Source organism: Kaistia dalseonensis, from assembly GCF_030814715.1.
GTDB classification, from domain to species: domain Bacteria; phylum Pseudomonadota; class Alphaproteobacteria; order Rhizobiales; family Kaistiaceae; genus Kaistia; species Kaistia dalseonensis.
Map to the genome: position 1 here is coordinate 644,652 of NZ_JAUSVO010000001.1, position 19,493 is coordinate 664,144.

At 65.3% G+C, this 19,493-nt stretch carries 17 protein-coding genes; 8 read left to right on the top strand and 9 right to left on the bottom strand.

Annotated features, from left to right (window positions below):
- Positions 1-37: 37 nt before the first annotated feature.
- Genes waaF through QO014_RS02955 form a run of 3 tightly spaced genes read right to left on the bottom strand, consistent with a single transcriptional unit; the run spans position 38 to position 4,241 of the window.
- Positions 38-1,168, bottom strand: a complete 1,131-nt coding sequence (gene waaF, locus QO014_RS02945) for a lipopolysaccharide heptosyltransferase II (protein ID WP_307257437.1) — start codon at positions 1,166-1,168, stop codon at positions 38-40.
- 16 nt (positions 1,169-1,184) lie between these two features.
- Positions 1,185-1,454, bottom strand: a complete 270-nt coding sequence (locus QO014_RS02950) for a hypothetical protein (RefSeq protein ID WP_266347148.1) — start codon at positions 1,452-1,454, stop codon at positions 1,185-1,187.
- 57 nt (positions 1,455-1,511) lie between these two features.
- On the bottom strand, positions 1,512-4,241 hold the full coding sequence (locus QO014_RS02955; protein WP_266347149.1) for a DUF2339 domain-containing protein: 2,730 nt from the start codon (positions 4,239-4,241) through the stop codon (positions 1,512-1,514).
- A 333-nt stretch (positions 4,242-4,574) separates the two neighbouring features.
- On the opposite strand from QO014_RS02955, the gene QO014_RS02960 reads away from it, so the two are divergent.
- The 4 genes from QO014_RS02960 to QO014_RS02975 are packed head-to-tail and all read left to right on the top strand — an operon-like array spanning position 4,575 to position 8,328.
- Positions 4,575-6,296, top strand: a complete 1,722-nt coding sequence (locus QO014_RS02960) for an ArnT family glycosyltransferase (protein WP_266347150.1) — start codon at positions 4,575-4,577, stop codon at positions 6,294-6,296.
- Positions 6,293-7,249: a phosphatase PAP2 family protein gene (locus QO014_RS02965; protein WP_266347151.1), complete on the top strand. Its 957-nt coding sequence runs from the start codon at positions 6,293-6,295 to the stop codon at positions 7,247-7,249. The genes QO014_RS02960 and QO014_RS02965 overlap by 4 nt, the downstream gene beginning before the upstream one ends.
- A complete protein-coding gene (locus QO014_RS02970; RefSeq protein WP_266347152.1) occupies positions 7,239-7,997 on the top strand; it encodes a glycosyltransferase family 2 protein in 759 nt (252 codons plus the stop codon). The genes QO014_RS02965 and QO014_RS02970 overlap by 11 nt, the downstream gene beginning before the upstream one ends.
- Positions 7,990-8,328 carry a lipid-A-disaccharide synthase N-terminal domain-containing protein gene (locus QO014_RS02975; protein WP_266347153.1) on the top strand — a complete coding sequence of 113 codons (339 nt, stop codon included), beginning with the start codon at positions 7,990-7,992 and terminating at the stop codon, positions 8,326-8,328. The genes QO014_RS02970 and QO014_RS02975 overlap by 8 nt, the downstream gene beginning before the upstream one ends.
- Before the next feature lie 72 nt (positions 8,329-8,400).
- On the opposite strand, the gene metC is transcribed toward QO014_RS02975, so the two are convergent.
- Entirely contained in the window at positions 8,401-9,579 is a 1,179-nt protein-coding gene (metC, locus tag QO014_RS02980) for a cystathionine beta-lyase (RefSeq protein WP_266347154.1), read from the bottom strand.
- 318 nt (positions 9,580-9,897) lie between these two features.
- Between metC and QO014_RS02985 the strand changes: the two genes are divergently transcribed.
- The 4 genes from QO014_RS02985 (at position 9,898) to QO014_RS03000 (ending at position 14,430) form a co-directional block, all read left to right on the top strand.
- Positions 9,898-10,917 (top strand): amino acid ABC transporter substrate-binding protein, encoded by a 1,020-nt coding sequence (locus QO014_RS02985; protein WP_266347155.1) that lies wholly within the window; start codon positions 9,898-9,900, stop codon positions 10,915-10,917.
- Positions 10,918-11,054: 137 nt separating this feature from the next.
- A complete protein-coding gene (locus QO014_RS02990) occupies positions 11,055-12,272 on the top strand; it encodes an amino acid ABC transporter permease (protein ID WP_266347156.1) in 1,218 nt (405 codons plus the stop codon).
- 10 nt (positions 12,273-12,282) lie between these two features.
- A complete protein-coding gene (locus QO014_RS02995) occupies positions 12,283-13,614 on the top strand; it encodes an amino acid ABC transporter permease (RefSeq protein ID WP_266347157.1) in 1,332 nt (443 codons plus the stop codon).
- Between the two features lie 27 nt (positions 13,615-13,641).
- On the top strand, positions 13,642-14,430 hold the full coding sequence (locus QO014_RS03000; RefSeq protein ID WP_307257668.1) for an amino acid ABC transporter ATP-binding protein: 789 nt from the start codon (positions 13,642-13,644) through the stop codon (positions 14,428-14,430).
- Positions 14,431-14,504: 74 nt separating this feature from the next.
- Here the strand turns inward: QO014_RS03000 and QO014_RS03005 are convergent, their stop codons facing one another.
- The 5 genes from QO014_RS03005 to QO014_RS03025 all read right to left on the bottom strand — a co-directional run bounded on the left by QO014_RS03005 (position 14,505) and on the right by QO014_RS03025 (position 19,287).
- Positions 14,505-15,860 (bottom strand): OmpA family protein, encoded by a 1,356-nt coding sequence (locus QO014_RS03005; protein WP_266347158.1) that lies wholly within the window; start codon positions 15,858-15,860, stop codon positions 14,505-14,507.
- Between the two features lie 147 nt (positions 15,861-16,007).
- Positions 16,008-16,550: an MOSC domain-containing protein gene (locus QO014_RS03010; protein ID WP_266347159.1), complete on the bottom strand. Its 543-nt coding sequence runs from the start codon at positions 16,548-16,550 to the stop codon at positions 16,008-16,010.
- A 15-nt stretch (positions 16,551-16,565) separates the two neighbouring features.
- Positions 16,566-17,417: a 3-mercaptopyruvate sulfurtransferase gene (gene sseA, locus QO014_RS03015; protein WP_266347160.1), complete on the bottom strand. Its 852-nt coding sequence runs from the start codon at positions 17,415-17,417 to the stop codon at positions 16,566-16,568.
- Between the two features lie 113 nt (positions 17,418-17,530).
- Positions 17,531-18,247 (bottom strand): alanyl-tRNA editing protein, encoded by a 717-nt coding sequence (locus QO014_RS03020; protein ID WP_266347161.1) that lies wholly within the window; start codon positions 18,245-18,247, stop codon positions 17,531-17,533.
- Positions 18,244-19,287, bottom strand: a complete 1,044-nt coding sequence (locus QO014_RS03025; RefSeq protein WP_266347162.1) for a cysteine synthase A — start codon at positions 19,285-19,287, stop codon at positions 18,244-18,246. Before QO014_RS03025 ends, QO014_RS03020 begins: the two co-directional genes overlap by 4 nt.
- Positions 19,288-19,493: the final 206 nt, after the last annotated feature.

The following is a 19,493-nucleotide window of genomic DNA, read 5'->3' on the forward strand; positions in this document are numbered from 1 at the left end:
ATTCGCCGGTCGGGGGCCGGTTGGATAGCGCAACTCGTCAGGCGATGGAACTGCCCGCCCGCCGCGCCGTGTCGGCAACACGGTTGACCGCGGCGAAAACCGTCACCGGATCAATACCTTCGAGGCAGGCCAGCGTCCCGAGCGGGCAGACGCGCTTGTGACAGGGCCGGCAGGAGAGATCGAGCGAAACGACCTCGGCATTGGGCGCCGTGGGCGGCGTCATTTTTTCCGAGCTCGAGCCATAAAGGACGACGAGCGGACGATCGAGCGCGCCAGCGACGTGCATCAGGCCCGAATCGTTGGAGACGACGACGTCACACGCCGAAAGCAGCGTCGCGGCCTCGACGAGCGAGGTGCGGCCGGCAAGGTCATCGACAGGCACGCCGGCCTTGTCCGCGATCTCGGCCGTGATCGCCCTGTCCTTCGGCCCACCGAAGAGCCGGACGCGATAGCCGCGACCATGGGCGAGGCGCGCGAGTCCAGCGAACTTCTCGGCCGGCCAACGCTTGGCCGGGCCATATTCGGCGCCGGGACAGAGGCCCAGCACAGGGCCCTTGCCGACCAGCCCGAACTTGTCGAGCAGTTCGGCGCTCGGCGCGTCGGGATGGCGCAGCACGGGTCGAGGGGAGGCGGGACTTGAGGAGGCGGGACTTGGGGAGGCCGAGCGGGCAACGACTGCCTCCCTCGGATTCGCGAGCGCCACGAAGCGGTCGATGGTGCGCGCCGTCTTCCTCTCGCTGTCGGGCCGGGCATCGGTGAGCAGGATGGCACGGCCCTCGGCGGAATAGCCGATGCGCTCGGGGATGCCTGCTGCGAAGGTCGGGATGGCTGCCTTGAAGGCGCGCGGAAGGATGATCGCCGTGCCATAGCCGGCCGAGCGCAGCGACCGGCCGAGCTTCCAGCGCGCGACGAGGCCGAATTCGCCATGGCCGAGCCCAAGGGGGATGGTGTTGCGCACCCCTTCGATCAGCGTAGCCATGGGCAAAGCTGCCGGAGGCGCGAGCATGTCGATAGGCCTGCCAGGGTAACGGGCACGAAGCGCCGCGACCAGGCTTGCAGCCATGACCATATCGCCGACCCAGGAGGGGCCGACGATCAGGATGGGTGATGATGGATCTGGCTGAGGCATGGTGAGGTTCGACACGTGTTCATGGCGTCGCCGAGCCATGCCGTCAAGCGCTGCGTCACATGACGGGCGGCTCGGGCCGGATCGGCGGGATATAATCCGGTTCCGCGCCCGGCAGGTCGTCTATTCCGGGATCCTCGACCGGATAGGGATGTCGGCCCTTGGGATTGGTCGCGGGAATTTCCTGCGGATCCTGGTCGGGCAATTCCTGCGGCACGTTCCCGGGGATGTCGGGAGGTCCCTTCGGCGGCTCCGGCTCGGGCACGGGATCGTGCACCGGCGGCATGTTGTTGGGATTGGGGTCGGGCTGGTTCGGCTGATTGGGCATATTGGGTCTCCTCTCAGTGTGGAAACGGCTGTCCCACACACAAGGTTCCCTGTCTGATCAAGGTGTCTGCCCCGTCCCTTCCGACGCGGGTTCCGCGCGGGAGCCGCCATGGCCGAAGAGCAGGCGCTGGTAGAGCAGGCCGATCCCGATCAGCACGATGCCGAGCCCCATGAACGAGAAAGCCCGCCAGACGCCCTCCAGGTTGGCCATGTCGACGAGAAAGACCTTGAGCACCGTCAGAAGGATCAGGGCTGCCGAAGCGAGGCGGGCCGCCTTCATGTCGAAGACGAGCCCGACCAGCAGCAGTGCGAGGCCGAGGACGAGCCAGGCGGCGGAATAGGTGTACGATTCGGCCGAGCCGATGCTGTCCACCGTCAGGTCGGGAGCCTGCGCGAACAGGAAGCGGATCTCGAGCGAGATCGCACTAAAGGCCAAGGCGAATGCCACGAGGCCAGTGGCGCTGCGGAGCCAGCGCTGGACGGGACGTGCGGCGGCGGGCAGGGGGGACGCCGCGATCAGCGCGGCCAGGATGGCGGGCAGCGCATAGGCGAGCAGGATCTCGTTGAAGATAGCGCCGCCGGCCACGGCGATGCCCGTCAGGATCGGGTTGACCACGAAGCCGAGTGCCAGCACGGCATTGGTGAGGCCGAGCAGCCGCGCCAGGACCGCGCCGATCCGGAAGACCGGGCTCGGGCGGCTTTGGGAGAGGCGCGAGAGGCCGAGCGCGAAGGCGAAGGCCGCGACCGTCGTGAGGCCCTGCTCGCTGAGTGCCGTAGAGGGCTTGAGCAGGTCGCCGCCAAAGGTGAAGGCTCGAATTTCGAAGATGACGAGGAGTGCCGCCATGATCACGGCGAGGGCCTCGGCGGCATGGACGGCGCGATCCTCGCGGACCCGCCGGAGCAGGGTCGAGGCGCCGGCAAAGGCTGCAGCCGGTATGCCGTAGCCGAACAGGATCGATAGATAGATGCCGCTGCCGGAACGCGTTCCGAAGATATAGGGATCCCAGGCGACGCGGGCGAGCGTCAGCAGCGCCAGCACGCCGACCGCGTAGCGCAGCGCCGTTATGGGGCGGCGAAGCTGCACCCAGGCCGCGCCCAGGCTCGCCAGTGCAAAGGAGGTGGTGAGCACGCCGCCTTCGAGCGCCATCGTCAGCGACAGGGCGACGGCGCCAACTGCGCCGGCGGCAAAGAGGCCGGTCGGTATCTGATCGGATGGCGCGTCAGCCCGCTCTCGGCGGGCAAAGCGCTCGGTCAAAACCGCATAAAGGAAGCCGAGCGCCAGCGTCAGCGCGGCGAAGCTGACATTCGAGACGAAGCCGGTGATGCGGAGATAGGCCACGATCGCGATCAGCAGCGGGCCGGCCGTCGCGGCGGCTGCGTGGGCTGAGATCGCGAATCGGCCGGGCTCGGGCGTGGTTCTCAGCCGGGCAAGCGCTGTCGCGATCAGCGCCGCGGCGCTCGCCGCCGCGACCGCCGCGAAGGCATTGATCGCGTCGGGCAGCGGGAGATAAGCGCTGACGGCATCGATGATCTGGGTCGTCGGCTCGGCAGCCGCCTGGCGCGCCGCCGGCCAGAAATAGAGCAGGGCGAGCGCCAGCCCGGCCGCTCCGGGCGAAGCCAGCGCGACGGCATCGTATCGCCAGGCGATGACGAGAAGGATCGCACCGCCGATAAGGCTCGCAATGATCGATGCTGTCTCATAGTCGCTCGCCATCGCGCCGGCGACGAGCAGCGCCGCGATCGCCCAGACGACGCCGACGGCCAGCCAATCCGGGCGCCCGGACGGTTCGCTGTCACGCTGCACGTCGATGATGAGGAAGAAGGCGGCGAGTACCAGCATGACGACGGCATAGATCCCGCTCTCGATTGGGGCCGCCGGCGAAGTCAGCAGCAGGAAGCCCCAGCCGACGGCGCCGATTCCGGCCGCGATCGCGAGCCAGCGCCATTGCCGGAGCCGCGCGAGGCCGTAGGCGGCGGCAGTGACGAGAGTCAGATAGCTCATCAGCATCGCGATATCGGGCGCGTCTGAGCCGACCAGCAGCGGTGCTGCATAGGCGCCGACCAGGCCAAGGCCGGAGAGCCATGGTCCATGCAGGGCAGCCGCCGCCATTGTGCCGAGGCTGATCAGCGCGAGCAGGACAAACGCCGCCGTCGGCCCGATTAGCCCATAGAGCGCGTAGGCCCCATAGGCGGTGGCGAAGAGCCCGACGGTGCCAGCAGCGGTCAATATGCCGGGAATATTGGCCGATGGGATCGCGGAGAACGCCGTGACGCGGTCGGAGCGACGCAGCCATTCGCCGGCCGCGAGCAGGGCGAGCGAGAAGGCGGCGCCAAACGCGATCCGCACACCGGGCCCGAGCAGGCCGGCATCGATCGAATAGCGCACGAGGAAGATCGCGCCGAGCGCCAGCGCGAGGCCTCCGACCCACACGGCCCAGCGCGTTCCAAGCCTTTGTTCGAGGCTCTCCTTCGGACGAGCGACCGACGGTCCGGCCGCGGAGGCAGGCTCATCGGGCGGCAGGAGCGATTCGGGTTCGGGGACCGGCTCGCTTGCCGGAACCGTCTCCGCTTCAACCGCAGGCGCAACAATTGCGACCGGCGTCTCGGGACTGACGTCCGGACCGACTGGCGGCTGCACGGCGACCAGTGATCTGCCGTCGAGCGCCGCGAGACGGGCTTCGAGCGCGGTGATCCGTCGATGCGCCTTGATGCCCATCACGAAGGACGCGATCAGCATGACGGGAAGCGCAACGATCAGCAGGAGCCCGAGGGAGATCAGTCCATCCATGAGCCGTTCCTAACACGCAATCCGGTCGACATGGCGCTGGGCCACGCTCCGCTCTTCAGGCGACAGAAAAGTGCCATCGCCGATCGATCGAGAAGCTGATCCTATCAGCCATGGCTTCCGAACGGATGAATCGTCGTTCGTCAGCCGATTCAGGTGGTGAACCCAGTCCGGGTCGCCAGAGTGGGCGGGGCTTAGCACGGCCGGAGACAGGGTGGATGTGACCATGATCGCAGGACGTCATCCAATCGCCATCTCTGTGCGGTTGCTGGCGTCGCGACTTCGCTGTATCCCGCTCAGTCGGAACAATGTGAAACAGATCAGACGGTTCGACGCGTGAACAAGGCCGAAGCCCCCGAGATGTCCGCCTCGCCGTTTTGGCTGAAGCTGGCTGCGACGATCGAAGGCGGCCTCGACAGGGTTGCCTGCTCCCGCGCTGCAAGCTTGGCGGCCATAGTGCTCGTCGCCCTGATCTGTGTGTTGCCGGGCTTCTTCACGCTGCCACCCATCGATCGCGACGAGCCGCGCTTTGCGCAGGCGACACACCAGATGGTCGAGACCGGCAATTATTTCGACATCCGCTTTCAGGACGAGGCCCGCTACAAGAAGCCGATCGGGATCTATTGGCTGCAATCGGCCGCGGTATGGCTCACCGGTACAGGTCCCGACGCGCCGATCGCCGTCTATCGGCTTGCCTCGCTCTTCGGAATTCTGGCGGCTTCCTGCCTGACATGGTGGCTCGCCATGGCCTTTGGCCGGCCACGCCTCGCGCTCCTGGCTGGTCTCCTGCTCGCCTCCACGGTGCTGGTCGGTGTCGAGGCGCGGCTCGCCAAGACGGATGCCGTTCTGCTTGCGACGATCGTGGCCGCGCATGGCGCGCTGGTGCGGGCCTGGCTCGCCGACACGCGGGAGCGAAGCTTCAAGCTCGCTGCGATCTTCTGGACGGCGCTCGGCGTCTCGATCCTCATCAAGGGGCCCGTCGGCGTCGGTGCGATCCTCTGCCCCGTTGTCGTCCTCTCGATCGTGCGGGGCTCGTTTTCGTGGCTGAAGCGGCTTGCGCCGCTGCCGGGCTTCATCTGGATGCTCATCGTCGTCTTGCCCTGGTTCGTCGCAATCGGGATCGCGAGCAAGGGAGCCTTCTTCCAGGAAGCGCTCGGCCGCGACCTGCTCGGCAAGGTCTCGGACGTGCAGGAATCGCATGGCGCGCCGCCAGGCGCCTACCTCCTCACGTTCTTTTTCACGTTCTGGCCTGTTGCCGCTTATTTCTCGACCGGTTTCGGCTGGGTACTGGACCAGTTGAAGCGGCCGACCGTGCTCTATGCCATGGCGTCGGTGGTGCCGTTCTGGCTTGCCGTCGAGGCGATGGCGACCAAGCTGCCGCACTACGTTCTGCCGCTTTATCCGTTGATCGCACTCGTCACCGCGGATGTGCTCGACAGCGGCGGGATCCGGCGTGGTTTCTCGGGCTGGTTTGCACGCTTCGCGGCATCCGGCGCGGCGCTCTTTCCCCTCGCTCTGGCGATCGCTGCGATCGTGATCGCCATTCTTCTGCACGAGGCCATGCCTATCTTCGGCATCGCGATCCTGATCGTGGCGATCGCCGTCGGCGTCGCGTCGGGCCGGCTCTTCCGCATCTCGGCGCTGGCGAGCGCGATGCTGGCAATCGCAACAGCGGCGTTGACCTATGCCGGGACGCTCGGCGTCATCCTGCCATCCTTTGACATGATCCGGATCAGCGAGAACCTCGTCCGCACCGGGCGCAGCGATCCGGCCTGCCCGGATCCAGACTTCGCCAGTGCAGGTTTCGACGAGCCCAGCCTCGTGTTCGTCGGCGGCACCAATACGCTTCTGGTCGACGGCGAGCGCGCCGCGAACTTCCTCGGCGGTGGTACGTGCCGCGTCGCATTCATAGAAAAGCGCCAATTGTCGGGTTTCAGCAGCCGTGCCGACGATCTCGGGCTGACGCTCAAGCCGCTCGGCGTCGTCAAGGGCTACAACATCAACGGCGGTCGGATGCTGGAACTGAATGTCTTCCTGCGCGGTGGGGCCGCTCCTTGAGGTCGGTCGGCGCACGGCGCTTCGCGGTGATCAACGAGAGGATCGGCGCCAATCTCACCGCCATCGGAGCGCGGATCACACGCTATCGCGAGCGGCCGGCCATCAATCCATCGGCACTGCGCCGGTCCGAAATCGCCGTGCTGACGGTGTTCTCACTTCTGGTCGTGCTCGCCGTCGGCCTCGCCTTCGACCGTCTCTCGGTCGAGCGCGCGCGCGAGGTGCCGGCGATCGGCCGCTGGTTCTTCGGCCTGCTGACCGAACTGGGCCTCTCTGCCTGGGAACTCTATCCGGCCGGGATTCTCGTGCTGTTGCTGCTTTTCGGCCGCTGGTCGATGGTGCCGCGCCGCGTCGCGGCGTTCTGGGCGGAGATCGGCGCCTTTGCAGCCTATATTTTCGGCGCAATCGCGGGCTCGGGCATCGCGCTCAACATTGCCAAGCAGTTCATCGGCCGGGGCCGACCGGGGACCTTCGACGAATATGGCGCGCTGGTCTTGCGACCCTTTCGCTTCAGCTATGAATTCCAGAGCTTTCCATCCGGCCATTCGGCGACGGCGGGCGCCCTGATCGCAATCGGCTTCCTCGTCGTGCCCAGACTGCGGATCTGGCTGATGGCGCTCGCTCTCGGCATAGCGGCGAGCCGCGTCGTGGTCGGCGCGCATTATCCGAGCGACATCGTTGGCGGGCTGTTGTTCGGCTATGTGTTCAGCCTCTGGCTCGCGGGACGCTTTGCCGCCGCCGGCTGGGCCTTTGCACGCGGACCCGAGGGCCTTATAAGGGCGCGCGCTGCGGCCATTACCTATGTCTTCGACAGTCCGGCGCGCATTATTGTTGTCATAGCTGGGCTGATCGACGCCCTTATCGGGCGACGGGTCTGGATTCCCGCGCTCTTGTCCATCGGAGATGGTTCTCATGGCGTTCCCCGCATCCAACGAGATCGCGCCGATGACATTTGATGGTTCGACGATCCGTGCGCGGCCGGCCCTTTCTGTTGTCATCCCGTGCAAGAATGAAGCGGAGAACATCCCCGAGCTGATCGGCGAGATCGCTGCCGCCCTTTCCGGCCGCTCCTTCGAAGTGATCGTGGTCGATGACGGGTCCGATGATGGCACGGATGCGGTGCTCAAGGGGATGATGCGGGAGCGCGACTGGCTGCGGGCGGTGCGACATCCGCAATCCTGCGGCCAGAGCGCAGCGGTCCGCACGGGCCTTCTGGCGGCGCGTGGCGACATCGTCATCACGATCGATGGTGACGGCCAGAACGATCCGGCCTTCATGCCGGCGCTGGTCGATGCGCTCGAGAAGGGCGGTCCGGCGATGGCGATCGTCGCCGGCCAACGGCTGAAGCGTACGGATTCGGGTGCGAAGCGGATTGCCTCGCGCCTCGCCAACAAGTTGCGTGGCGCGATATTGCAGGATGGCACGCGCGATTCCGGCTGCGGCCTGAAGGCAATCCGGCGCCCAGTCTTCCTGCTCTTCCCCTATTTCGATGGTTGGCACCGCTATCTGCCGGCGCTCGCCATTCGCGAGGGCTATACGGTCGGGCACATTGATGTCGTCGACCGCAGCCGCCGACATGGCGTGTCGAAATATGGAATTCTCGATCGGGCGCTGGTCGGCGCTGCCGATCTCTTTGGCGTCTGGTGGCTCAGGCGGCGGCGGAAGCGGATTCCGCGCCCCGTGGAGGTTAAGGTCGATGGCTAGTCTGATGAGCCAACTGAGCAACTGGCTGCACTCGGTCTTCGTGCAGCAGTTCGACGTCTGGATCCTGCTTGGATTTGCGGCGCAGGCGCTCTTCACCATGCGCTTCGTCGTGCAGTGGATTGCCAGCGAGCGCGCGCGGCGCAGCGTGGTTCCGGCCGCGTTCTGGACGTTTTCGATCGTCGGCGGTGGATTGCTGCTCGTCTATGCGATCTATCGCAAGGATCCGGTCTTCATTGCCGGGCAGGCGGCTGGCCTCGTGATCTATTTCCGCAATGTCTGGTTCATCCTGCTCGAGCGCAAGCACGCCCGCGCCGGCAATGTGACCACCTGAAGCCTGTCTGGATCCGATGAACTCCCGTGACACCCGCGCAGAAGCGCGGGTGTCTGCATTTTGGGCCGGTTCTCAGGCGAGATTGCCGATCCGGGCGAAGCTCTGTTCGAGATCGGCGATCAGGTCTGCCGGCTCTTCCAATCCCACGTGCAGGCGGATCGTCGGGCCGCCGGCCTCCCAGCTCGTTGCGGTGCGGTGGATCTTGGCGGGGATGGCGAGGCTCTCGAACCCGCCCCATGAATAGCCGAGCCCGAACAGGCCGAGCCCGTTCAGGAAGGCTTTGGTCTTGTCCTCGCTCCAGCCGTCCATGACGATCCCGAACAGGCCACTCGCGCCCTTCATGTCGCGCTTCCAGATCGCGTGGCCGGGATCGGAGGGCATGGCGGGATGCAGCAGCCGCTTGACCTCGGGGCGCTGCTCCAGCCAGCGCGCGACCGTCAGCGCGGATTGCATCTGCCGGTCGAGGCGGATTCCCATCGTGCGCAGGCCGCGATTGGCCAGATAGATGTCATCCGGCCCGACGCAGAGGCCGAGATTGCCGTGGGTGTTCTTGACGGCCTTCCAGACGGCGTCATTGGCGGCCAGCGTGCCGATCATCACGTCGGAATGACCGGAAAGATACTTGGTGCCGGCCTGGATCGAGATGTCGGCGCCATGGTCGAGCGGCTTGAAAAAATAGGGCGTCGCCCAGGTGTTGTCGGTGAGGACATAGGCGCCGCGCGCATGCGCCGCGGCGGCGATCGCAGGGATATCGGTCATCTCGAAGGTCAGAGAGCCCGGGCTCTCGACATAGACGGCCTTGGTCTCCGGCTCCATCAGGCTGGCGATCTCGGAGCCGAGCGTGGGGTCGAAGAAGGTGGTGCGGATGCCGAGGCGGGCGAGCGTCGTCACTGCTATGTGGCGCGCCGGCTCGTAGACATTGTCGGCCATGAGCAGGTGGTCGCCGGCGCTCAGGATCGCGAGCAGCGCGGTCGAGACGGCTGAAAGCCCCGATGGGCACAGGACCGTGCCTTCGGCGTTCTCGAGCTCGGAAATCGCTGTCTCAAGTCCGTCCGATGTCGGCGTACCGCGTCGGCCATAGGCATATTTCTGCGCGCCGGGCGCCATCATGTCGACGTTGGGGAACAGGACCGTCGAAGCGTGGACTACCGGTGGGTTGACAAAGGGACCGGTCAGGGCCGGATCGCGGCCGGTGCGTACGAGCCGGGTCGCAGGCCCCTGCTTGGAGCCGTCTTCATCATGCGATGACATTTCGGGGCAGAACTCCGCAAATTGGTATGGCGCAACACACCATCCCTAGCGCGATCCATGTGGAGCAAGCGCATCTGCGGTAGCTGTCGCCTCTTGACCCGCCTGCCATAATGCCCTGTGATGCAACGGTCAAATCAAGTTCCACGGGGGCGGCTTGTTTTGTGGCGGTGCCCGACGAGAGTTCGGCATGTTCAATTGAATTGATCCTGGCCGCGCCGTGATAGAGGTCGGGCACGACGACAGATTTCGTCAAATAATAAGCGCGCCTCTTCGTCTTGTAGTGACTACCTTTCTCAGGGCAACAAAAAAGGCTGTAGGATGAACAAGCATATTACTTCTCTTATTTTTGGCGCGTCACTTGCGCTTGCAGGAATATCGGCCGCTTCGGCTGGCACGCTTGAAGATGTCAAAGCCAAGGGATTTGTGCAGTGCGGTGTCAATCCGAGCCTGATTGGATTTGGTATTGCCGACGAGAAGGGTGAGTGGAGCGGTATCGACGTCGATTTCTGCCGCGCGGTCGCCTCTGCCATCTTCAACGATCCGACCAAGGTCAAGTTCAGCCCGCTGAACGCCAAGGAACGCTTTACGGCACTGCAGTCCGGCGAAGTCGACCTGCTCTCGCGCAATACGACCTGGACCATGTCGCGCGATTCTTCGCTCGGTCTGATGTTTGTCGGCGTGACCTATTATGACGGCCAGGGCTTCATGGTTCGCAAGTCGCTCGGCGTCTCGTCGGCGCTGGAGCTTTCGGGCGCCAAGGTCTGCACGCAGACCGGCACGACGACGGAACTGAACCTCGCCGACTATTTCCGCTCGCACAACATGCCCTACGAGGTCGTTGCTTTCGAGAAGAACGAGGAAGTGCTGCAGGCCTATGAGGCCGGCCGCTGCGATGCCTACACGACCGACGCCTCGGGCCTCTATGCCGAGCGCCTGAAGCTGACGAACCCCGACGACCATATGATCCTGCCCGAGATCATCTCCAAGGAGCCGCTTGGCCCGGCCGTCCGCCAGGGCGACGACAAGTGGTTCACGCTCGTGAAGTGGACCTATTTTGCGCTGATCAACGCCGAGGAACTCGGCCTGACCAAGGCGAACATCGACGAGAAGAAGTCCTCCGATAATCCCGAGATCAAGCGCTTCGTCGGCGCGGAAGGCGACTTCGGCACCCCGATCGGCCTCACGAGCGACTGGGCCTACCGGATCGTCAAGAATGTCGGCAATTACGGCGAGATCTTCGACGCGAATGTCGGCCCGTCGACCAAGCTGGGCATTGCCCGTGGCCTGAACAATCTCTGGTCGAAGGGCGGAATCCAGTACGCGCCGCCGATTCGCTAGGATCTTTCGAAATCCGCGGGCGGTTCGTCGCCGCCCGCGGACGCCCTGTCTCGGTAGACGGATCCATAGAAATCCGCGCCGGCTGCAAGAGCGCGTTCGACCAGGGGACCGGCGCTTTCGCCGGGCGATGAGGGGATATGGCATCCAGCGAACTCGGCGCGGCGTCGCCGGGGCGGCGCATAGCCGCCATCTTGAACAATCCCGCCGTGCGTGGTGCGGTCTTCCAAGTCGCATTCGTGGCCGTGCTCGGCTGGCTGATCTGGGACATCATCCAGAACACGGCGCACAACCTCCAAAAGGCCAATATCGCCGCCGGCTATGGCTTTCTGGGGCGCACGGCCGGCTTCGGCATTATCCAGAAATTCGTCGATTACACCGAGGCGAGCTCCTATGGCCGCGCGGTCTATGTCGGCCTGCTCAACACGCTTGCGGTGGCTGGACTCGGCGTCGTGCTGGCAACCATCATCGGCTTCGTCGTGGGCGTGGCGCGCCTCTCGTCCAATTGGCTGATTGCCCAACTCGCGGCCATCTATGTCGAGGTAATCCGCAATATCCCGCTGCTGCTGCAGCTCTTCTTCTGGTATTTCGCCGTCCTGCGCTCCGTCCCCGGCATGCGGGAAAAATGGAGCCTGTTCGGCCTTTTCCATATCAATATCGGCGGCTTGCACGTTCCCCGCCCCGTCGTCGAGGACGGCTTCGGATGGGTTGTGGGAGCCGTCCCGGTGGCGATCGCCATTGCCATCTTCGTGGCGCGCTGGGGCAAGGAGCGCCAGGAGGCGACCGGCGGTCGGCCGCCGATCGGCGCGATCAATACGGCGGTCATCATCGGCTTGCCGATTCTGGTCTTCTTCCTGGTCGGCCGTCCGCTGGTCTTCGATATTCCGCTCTTCAACGAAACGGGCCCGCTGCTGCGCCGCGGATTCCAGGCCGGCTCGGGCCTCACTGTCATCCCGGAATTCGTCGGCCTGCTCCTCGCGCTCTCGCTCTATACGGCCGCCTATATCGCGGAAATCGTGCGCGCCGGTATCCTCGCGGTCAGCCACGGCCAGACGGAGGCGGCGCATTCACTCGGGCTGCGATCCGGCCAGACGCTGCGCCTCGTCGTGATCCCGCAGGCGATGCGCGTCATCATCCCGCCGCTCACCAACCAATACCTGAACCTCACCAAGAACTCCTCGCTCGCCGTCGCGGTCGCCTATCCCGATCTCGTCTCGGTCGGCGGCACTGTGCTGAACCAGACCGGCCAGGCGATCGAGATGGTGAGCATCTGGATGCTGTTCTATCTCGGCCTGAGCCTCATCACCTCCTTCGTGATGAACCAGTGGAACAAGCGCGTCGCGCTGATCGAGCGGTGAGGGGGATATCATGACTGCATTCGTATCCGCCTTCGTTCGAGACGAGTTCGTCGCGCCGAAGCCGCCGCCCCCCAGCACTGTGGGTGTCGTCGGCTGGATGCGGCAGAACCTCTTTTCGAGCGTTCTCAACAGCATCCTGACGATCGCCGCCGGCGCGCTGATTGTGTGGCTGCTGATCCCGCTGGTGCGCTTCACTCTCATCGACGCCGTCTGGTCCGGCGAGGATCGATCGGCCTGCGCGCAGGCGACCGGCGCATGCTGGGCCTATGTGAAGGCCTATCTGCCGCAATTCGTCTATGGCCGTTATCCGATCGGCGAGCGTTGGCGCGTCGACATCGTGTTCTGGATGCTGGTGATCGGCCTTGTGCCGCTGCTCATTCCGCGCGTCCCGCTGAAGCGGCTGAATGCGATCTTCCTCCTGACCTTCTATCCGCTCATCGCCTATGTGCTGCTGACTGGCGGGCATCACGTGTTCACCGGCAGTTTCCTGCCTGAGGGCCTGGTTCCGCCCTCTGTGCGCTTTGCGGCCGAATACGCCCTTGTTTCGGCGCTGATCATTCTGGCGGTCGGGCTGCTGTCGGTCCTGCTGGGCAAGCCGGTGGCGGGCTCGGGTGCGCTCGCCGGCATGATTCTCGGCGGTCTCGGACTGGTGCTGGCCGTCGTCAGCATCGATTTCGGTCTCGAGCCGGTCGAGACGGCAAACTGGGGCGGCTTGCTGGTCACGCTGGTCGTGGCGGTCACAGGCATGGTGGCGTCGCTGCCGCTCGGCGTCTTGCTGGCGCTCGGGCGCCGCTCGGCCATGCCGGTCGTGCGGCTCGCCTCGGTCACGTTCATCGAAGTCTGCCGCGGCGTTCCGCTCATCACCGTGCTGTTCATGGCCTCGGTGATGCTGCCGCTTTTCCTGCCGGAGGGCGTGACCTTCGACAAGCTGCTCCGTGCGCTGATCGGCGTCGCCCTGTTCTCGTCGGCCTATATGGCGGAGACCATCCGCGGCGGCCTGCAGGCCATGCCGCGCGGGCAGTATGAGGGCGCGATGGCGCTCGGCCTCAGCTATTGGCAGATGATGCGCATGATCATCCTGCCGCAGGCCCTGCGCCTCGTCATCCCCGGCATCGTCGGATCGTTTATTGCGCTGTTCAAGGATACGACTCTGGTCGCGATCATCGGCCTGTTCGATTTCCTGGGCCAGATCCAGGCATCGGCCAATGATTCCAAATGGGCGTCGCCCGTCACCGGCATCACCGGCTATGTGTTCGCGGCAATGGTTTTCTGGGCTTTCTGCTTCTCGATGTCGCGCTATGCTGGGTTCATGGAAAAACGGCTCGATAGAAGCCGCCGCTAGACAATAAGGGGATTTCCAATGTCCGAAATGATCGCCGTCGGCGAGACGATCGTTCCGCCGCCCGCGCTTAAGGTGTCGAGCACCGAAGTCGCGGTCGAGATGATCGACGTCAACAAGTGGTATGGCGAATTCCACGTGCTGCGCGACATCAATCTCAAGGTCATGCGTGGCGAGCGCATCGTCGTGGCGGGCCCGTCAGGGTCCGGCAAATCGACCATGATCCGCTGCATCAACCGGCTGGAAGAGCACCAGAAGGGCAAGATCATCGTCGACGGCAAGGAACTCACCAACGATCTCCGGAAGATCGACGAGGTCCGGCGCGAGGTCGGCATGGTGTTCCAGCACTTCAACCTCTTTCCCCATCTCACCATCCTGGAAAACTGCACGCTGGCGCCGATCAATGTGCGCAAGATGCCGAAGCGGGAGGCGGAGGAGGTGGCGATGCATTATCTCCGTCGCGTCAAGATCCCCGAGCAGGCCAACAAATACCCTGGCCAGCTCTCGGGTGGCCAGCAGCAGCGCGTGGCGATCGCTCGTTCGCTCTGCATGAACCCGCGCGTCATGCTGTTCGACGAGCCCACCTCGGCGCTTGATCCGGAGATGATCAAGGAAGTGCTCGACGTGATGGTCGGTCTCGCGATGGAAGGCATGACGATGATCTGCGTCACCCATGAGATGGGCTTTGCGCGTCAGGTCGCGAACCGCGTGATCTTCATGGATGGCGGACAGATTATCGAGCAGAACGAGCCGGAGGCGTTCTTCACCAATCCGCAGCACGAGCGCACCAAGCTGTTCCTGAGCCAGATCCTGCACTGAGCAGCACAGGGCTCCGGCGGAGCGACACGAGGCCGGGGCGCCCCGTCAACAGGGCGCCCAATCCGCGACAGTCATCAATACCCGTTGAGGAGCGGCGTGATCCGGCGCACCGTGACGCGGCGGTTCTGGCGCTCCGGGCCATCGGTCGGGATCTTCAGATATTGCTCGCCATAGCCCTGGGTCACCAGATTGCGCGGCGGAATATCGAAATAGCGGGACAGGATGCCGGCAACCGACGCGGCGCGGCGGTCCGACAGATCCAGATTGGCGGCGTCCGAGCCGACCGCGTCGGTATGGCCCTCGATCAGGAAGACCTCGTTCGGGCTGCGGTCGAGGATGCGGCCGAGCGCGCGCCCCATGGAGCGGAGCTTGTTCACCTGGTCATCCGGAACCCGCGCCGAGCCGGTCTCGAAGGTGATCGTATCGAGGTCGACACGGCCGACCATGTCGCGGATGCGGGCATCGCGGCGGATCTCGTTCAGGCTGTAGCCGCGCCCGAACCGCCGGACCGGCGCGGCGCGCAGGGTGTTCTCGATCTCGGCCTCGCCAGCCTGGTCGCCGTTCAGGACATAGCCACGACCGGGGCCGGGTGGCGGGACATAGCCGGGCGGGGGCGGAACCTGGAACGGATCGACATAGCGCGGATCGGGCCGAACCGGGCGCTCCGTATCGATCAGCACGGTTTCGTTGCCCATCGGGTCGATCTCGATGCGGCGGATCAGCTGTCCGTCCGGGCTGGTCCATTCGACGATCCGGTAGCCGTTCGGGCGCGGGTAGGTGTTCATGATCTCGCCGCCCGGGCGTGCGGCCCGTGGCGGTGCCGACGGCGCCTTGGGCTTCGCAGGCTGCTCCCGGGGCGCTGCCGATTTCTCGACCGGCGGTGCAACTGGCTTGGCCGGTGCTGGCTTGGGCGCTGATGCGCCGGCAGCCGGCTTCTCGGGCGTCGGGCTGGCGGATGGCGATTTCGCGGGAGCAGGCTTGGCGGCGTCTGGCTTCGCTGGCGCCGTCTGCTTGACCGCCGGCGGCTGATAGGGTTTCGGCGAGGCCGGTGCGGCCGGCGGCGGAGATGCGGGCGCCTCCGCGCTCGGCGCCGGCTGGGCGCTGGCCGGCGCGGTTGGCTTGGGTTGCTCCGCGGGCGGTGTCGGGGCCGCGGCGCCGGGCGGGACGCCGGCCGCCGCCTCTGCGGCACGCAGCGACTTCATCGCATTGGCGAGCGCCTTACGGGCAGCACGAATGTCCCCGCCGGTATCCTCCGCATCCTGCAGCGACTTTTCGGCCGCTTCGAGCGAACGCTGTGCCGAGGCGACATTGTTTTCGGCCTGCGCGACCACGATCGTGCCAGCCGCGTTCTCGGCAGCGTTGGCTGTGGACATGGTGGCGAGGATGATCTGGAGCGCTGCGGTCGAAAGAAGAAGATGCGGAAGTCTCATGAAGCGTCCTTGGGACCGGCTGGTTCCGGGAACCGTCAAATGAACAGCGTTTCTGGCGCGCCTGATCCTGCCAATGCCCGGAAAATGAGGCGGCCTTATGAGGCGCAGGATGGAGCGGACCGGCTGAATAGCATCTGAACGGCGCGTTCAGACGCGCTCGAGCTTCTGGTACGGCTCGGGCGGCAGCTCGATGCCGATGTCGTCGCCGGGGCGGACCTCTCCGCCCTCCAGCACGATCGCCATCACGCCGGCCTTGCGGACGAGTTCGCCGTTCTCGTCGCGGCCGAGCACGGCGCGGGTCAGGCCAGCCTGGAAATTATCGAGCTGGATACAGGGATTGCGCAGTCCCGTGACCTCGATCACCGCATCGGGGCCGAGATGCAGGCGCGTTCCGCGCGGCAATCCCAGCAGGTCAATGCCAATGGTCGTGACGTTCTCGCCGATCGTGCCTTCGGCCACGTCGAAGCCGGCAGCGCGCAGTTCCTGCAGGATCTCCGCATGCACGAGATGAACCTGCCGGAGATTGGGCTGTGTCGGGTCGACGGCGACGCGCGAGCGGTGCTTGACCGTCTCGCCCATATGGGCGTCGCCCTCGACGCCGAGCCCCTTCAGCAGGCGGATGAACGGCCGCGCCGGCTTGGAAAAGCTGTGTGTGTCGCTCGAACTGACCGAGATCACACGCGCGCTCATTTCGTGCTGTCTCCGTCAGGCCGGGCCGGTCTCGACCGGCGTATCCGCCTTGCTGCCCCATTCGGCCCAGGAGCCGTCATAGAGGCTGACCTTGTCCGCGCCGATCGTCGTCAGGGCCAGCGACAGGATCGCCGCCGAAACGCCCGATCCGCAGCTCGTAACAATCGGCTGTGACGGATCGATGTCGGCCGCGGCGAAGACGGACTTGATGTCGTCCGCACTTTTCAGGCGGCCATTGGCGACGACCTCGCCGAACGGCACGCTGTGGCTACCCGGCATGTGGCCGGCGCGGAGGCCTGGGCGCGGCTCGGGCGCCTCGCCGCGGAAGCGGTCGGCGGGACGGGCGTCGACGATCTGGGCCGAATGGTCGGCAATGACAGACTTGACGTCGTCGATGGTGCGGACGGCATCGCTGTCGAGCGTGGCGTGGAACGTCTTCGCGGTCGCCGAGGGCAGGCCGGATTCGAGCGGACGTCCCTCCGTTTTCCAAAGCGGGAAGCCGCCGTCGAGAATGCGAACATCCTTCGCGCCGAACACGCGGAACGTCCACCAGACGCGCGCGGCGGAGAACAGGCCCGCACCGTCATAGACCACGATGGTCTGCTTGTCCGAAATCCCCGCCGCGCCAACTGTCGCGGCGAACAATTCGGCCGAGGGCAGCATGTGCGGCAGGCCGGATGTCGTGTCGGCGACCTTGTCGATATCGAAGAAGACCGCGCCCGGAATATGCGCGGCGGCATATTCGGTTGCGGCGTTTCGCCCCGCGGTCGGCAGGTACCAGGAGCCATCGACGATTGCGATACTGGGGTCTCCCAAATGGGCGGCGAGCCATTCGGTCGAGACGAAGATATCGGCGCGTTCGGTCATGATTGATTCCTTGAACGGGACCTACGGTCGGGGCGTCGGTCAGACGATTGGGGGAGGTCCTTGATCCGCAAGCCTCATTTCGGCGCGGGCGATGAGGGGAGGGTCGCAGCGGGCTAGACGAAGCGCACCCTGATGCGGCGGTTCTGCTTGCCCTTGTTCTCGATCTTCGACACGGCGAGCCCGCCAATCTCCGCCGTCGATTGCACATGGGTGCCACCGCAGGGTTGCAGGTCGATATCGCCGATCCGGACCAGCCGGACGCGGCCCGAGCCCATGGGCGGCTTGACGCTCATCGTCTTGATCAGGCCGGGATTGGCGAGAAGCTCGTCATCCGTGATCCACTCGGTCGAGACCGCGTGGTCGGCAGCGATCAGTTCCGCGAGGCGGGCATCGATCTCTTCCTTCTGCGGCACTGTGCCGTCAATGTCGAAATCGAGATGGCCTTCCTCTGTGCCGATGCGTCCGCCCGAGACCGGGAAGGGTACGGCCACGGTGAGAAGATGCAGGCCCGTATGGATCCGCATGTGGCGATGGCGGGTCGCCCAGTCGAGATGAGCGACGAGCGTTTCGCCGATCTCCGGCAGCGGCGAACCCTCAGCCGGCACATGCACGATCTCCGTCTTCGTGTCGCCGTAAACGGTCGTCGCGATCGAAATCATCGTGCCGTCGGCGCGCTCGAGCGCGCCGGCATCACCGGGTTGTCCGCCACCCGTCGCATAGAAGATCGTACGGTCGAGGATGATGCCGCCGCGCTCATTGACGCCGACCACCTTCGCCTCCGCCGTGGAGAGATAGGGGTCTTCGCGGAAGAGCAGGGCGGTCTCGGTCATGGTCGGCTTGCCTCGAAGGGGATGGTCAGATTGCGGGTGCGCTCGAGCCAGCTTGGGACTGGCAACCCTTTTTCGCGCAGGAAGGCCGGGTTGAACAGCTTGGATTGGTAACGCGTGCCATAGTCGCACAGAATGGTCACGATCGTATGCCCCGGCCCGAGCGTCTTGGCGAGCCGGATCGCCCCGGCGATGTTGACGCCGGACGAGCCGCCGAGCACCAAGCCCTCATGCTCCGCCAGATCGAAGACGATATCGAGCGCTTCGCTGTCGGTGATCTGATAGGCGGCATCGACGGGCGCGCCTTCGAGATTGGCCGTGATGCGGCCCTGTCCGATGCCCTCGGTGATCGAAGAGCCTTCGGCCTTCAGGACGCCGGTGGTGTAGTAGCTGTAGAGCGATGCGCCGAGCGGATCGGCGAGCGCGATGACGACGTTCGGGTTGCGCTTCTTCAGCGCGATGCCGACGCCGGCGAGCGTCCCGCCCGAGCCGACGGCTGAGACGAAGCCATCGACCTTGCCGTCCGTCTGCTCCCAGATCTCGGGACCGGTCGTGTCGATATGGGCCTGCCTGTTCGCGACATTGTCGAACTGGTTGGCCCAGATTGCGCCGTTCGGCTCGGTCTTGGCGAGTTCGAGCGCGAGCCGGCCCGAAAGGCGGACGTAATTGTTCGGGTCCTTGTAGGGGACAGCGGGAACCTCGACCAGCGTGGCGCCGGCGAGACGGAGCGCATCCTTCTTCTCCTGCGACTGCGTTTCCGGAATAACGATCACAGTCTTGAAGCCGAGCGCGCTGGCGACGAGCGCCAGTCCGATGCCGGTGTTCCCCGCCGTGCCTTCGACGATCGTTCCGCCCGGCCGCAACTGGCCCTTGGCGATCGCGTCCTGCACGATGAAGAGCGCGGCACGGTCCTTGACCGACTGGCCGGGATTCAGGAACTCCGCCTTGCCCAGGATATTGCAGCCGGTCTCCTTCGAGGCCCGGCGCAGCCGGATCAGCGGCGTGTTTCCGATCGCTTCGATGACGGTGGGCAATACGGCCATGATGTCTTTCGCGCTTGTCTTGAGAGGCTAGAGCAAGTTCGCCTCACATTGAAGCGGACAGGCTTTTCGTGTCGATTGCCGGCAGCCGCGTTTCCCCGCAAACCGTTCCTCGTTCTGCGGGAAGAGCAGGAGCCGACCGCCACCAGACTTGCTGCAATGCGCGCGGAACCGCAAAGCACCATTCCGCGCGTCGGTGTCGGCTCAGG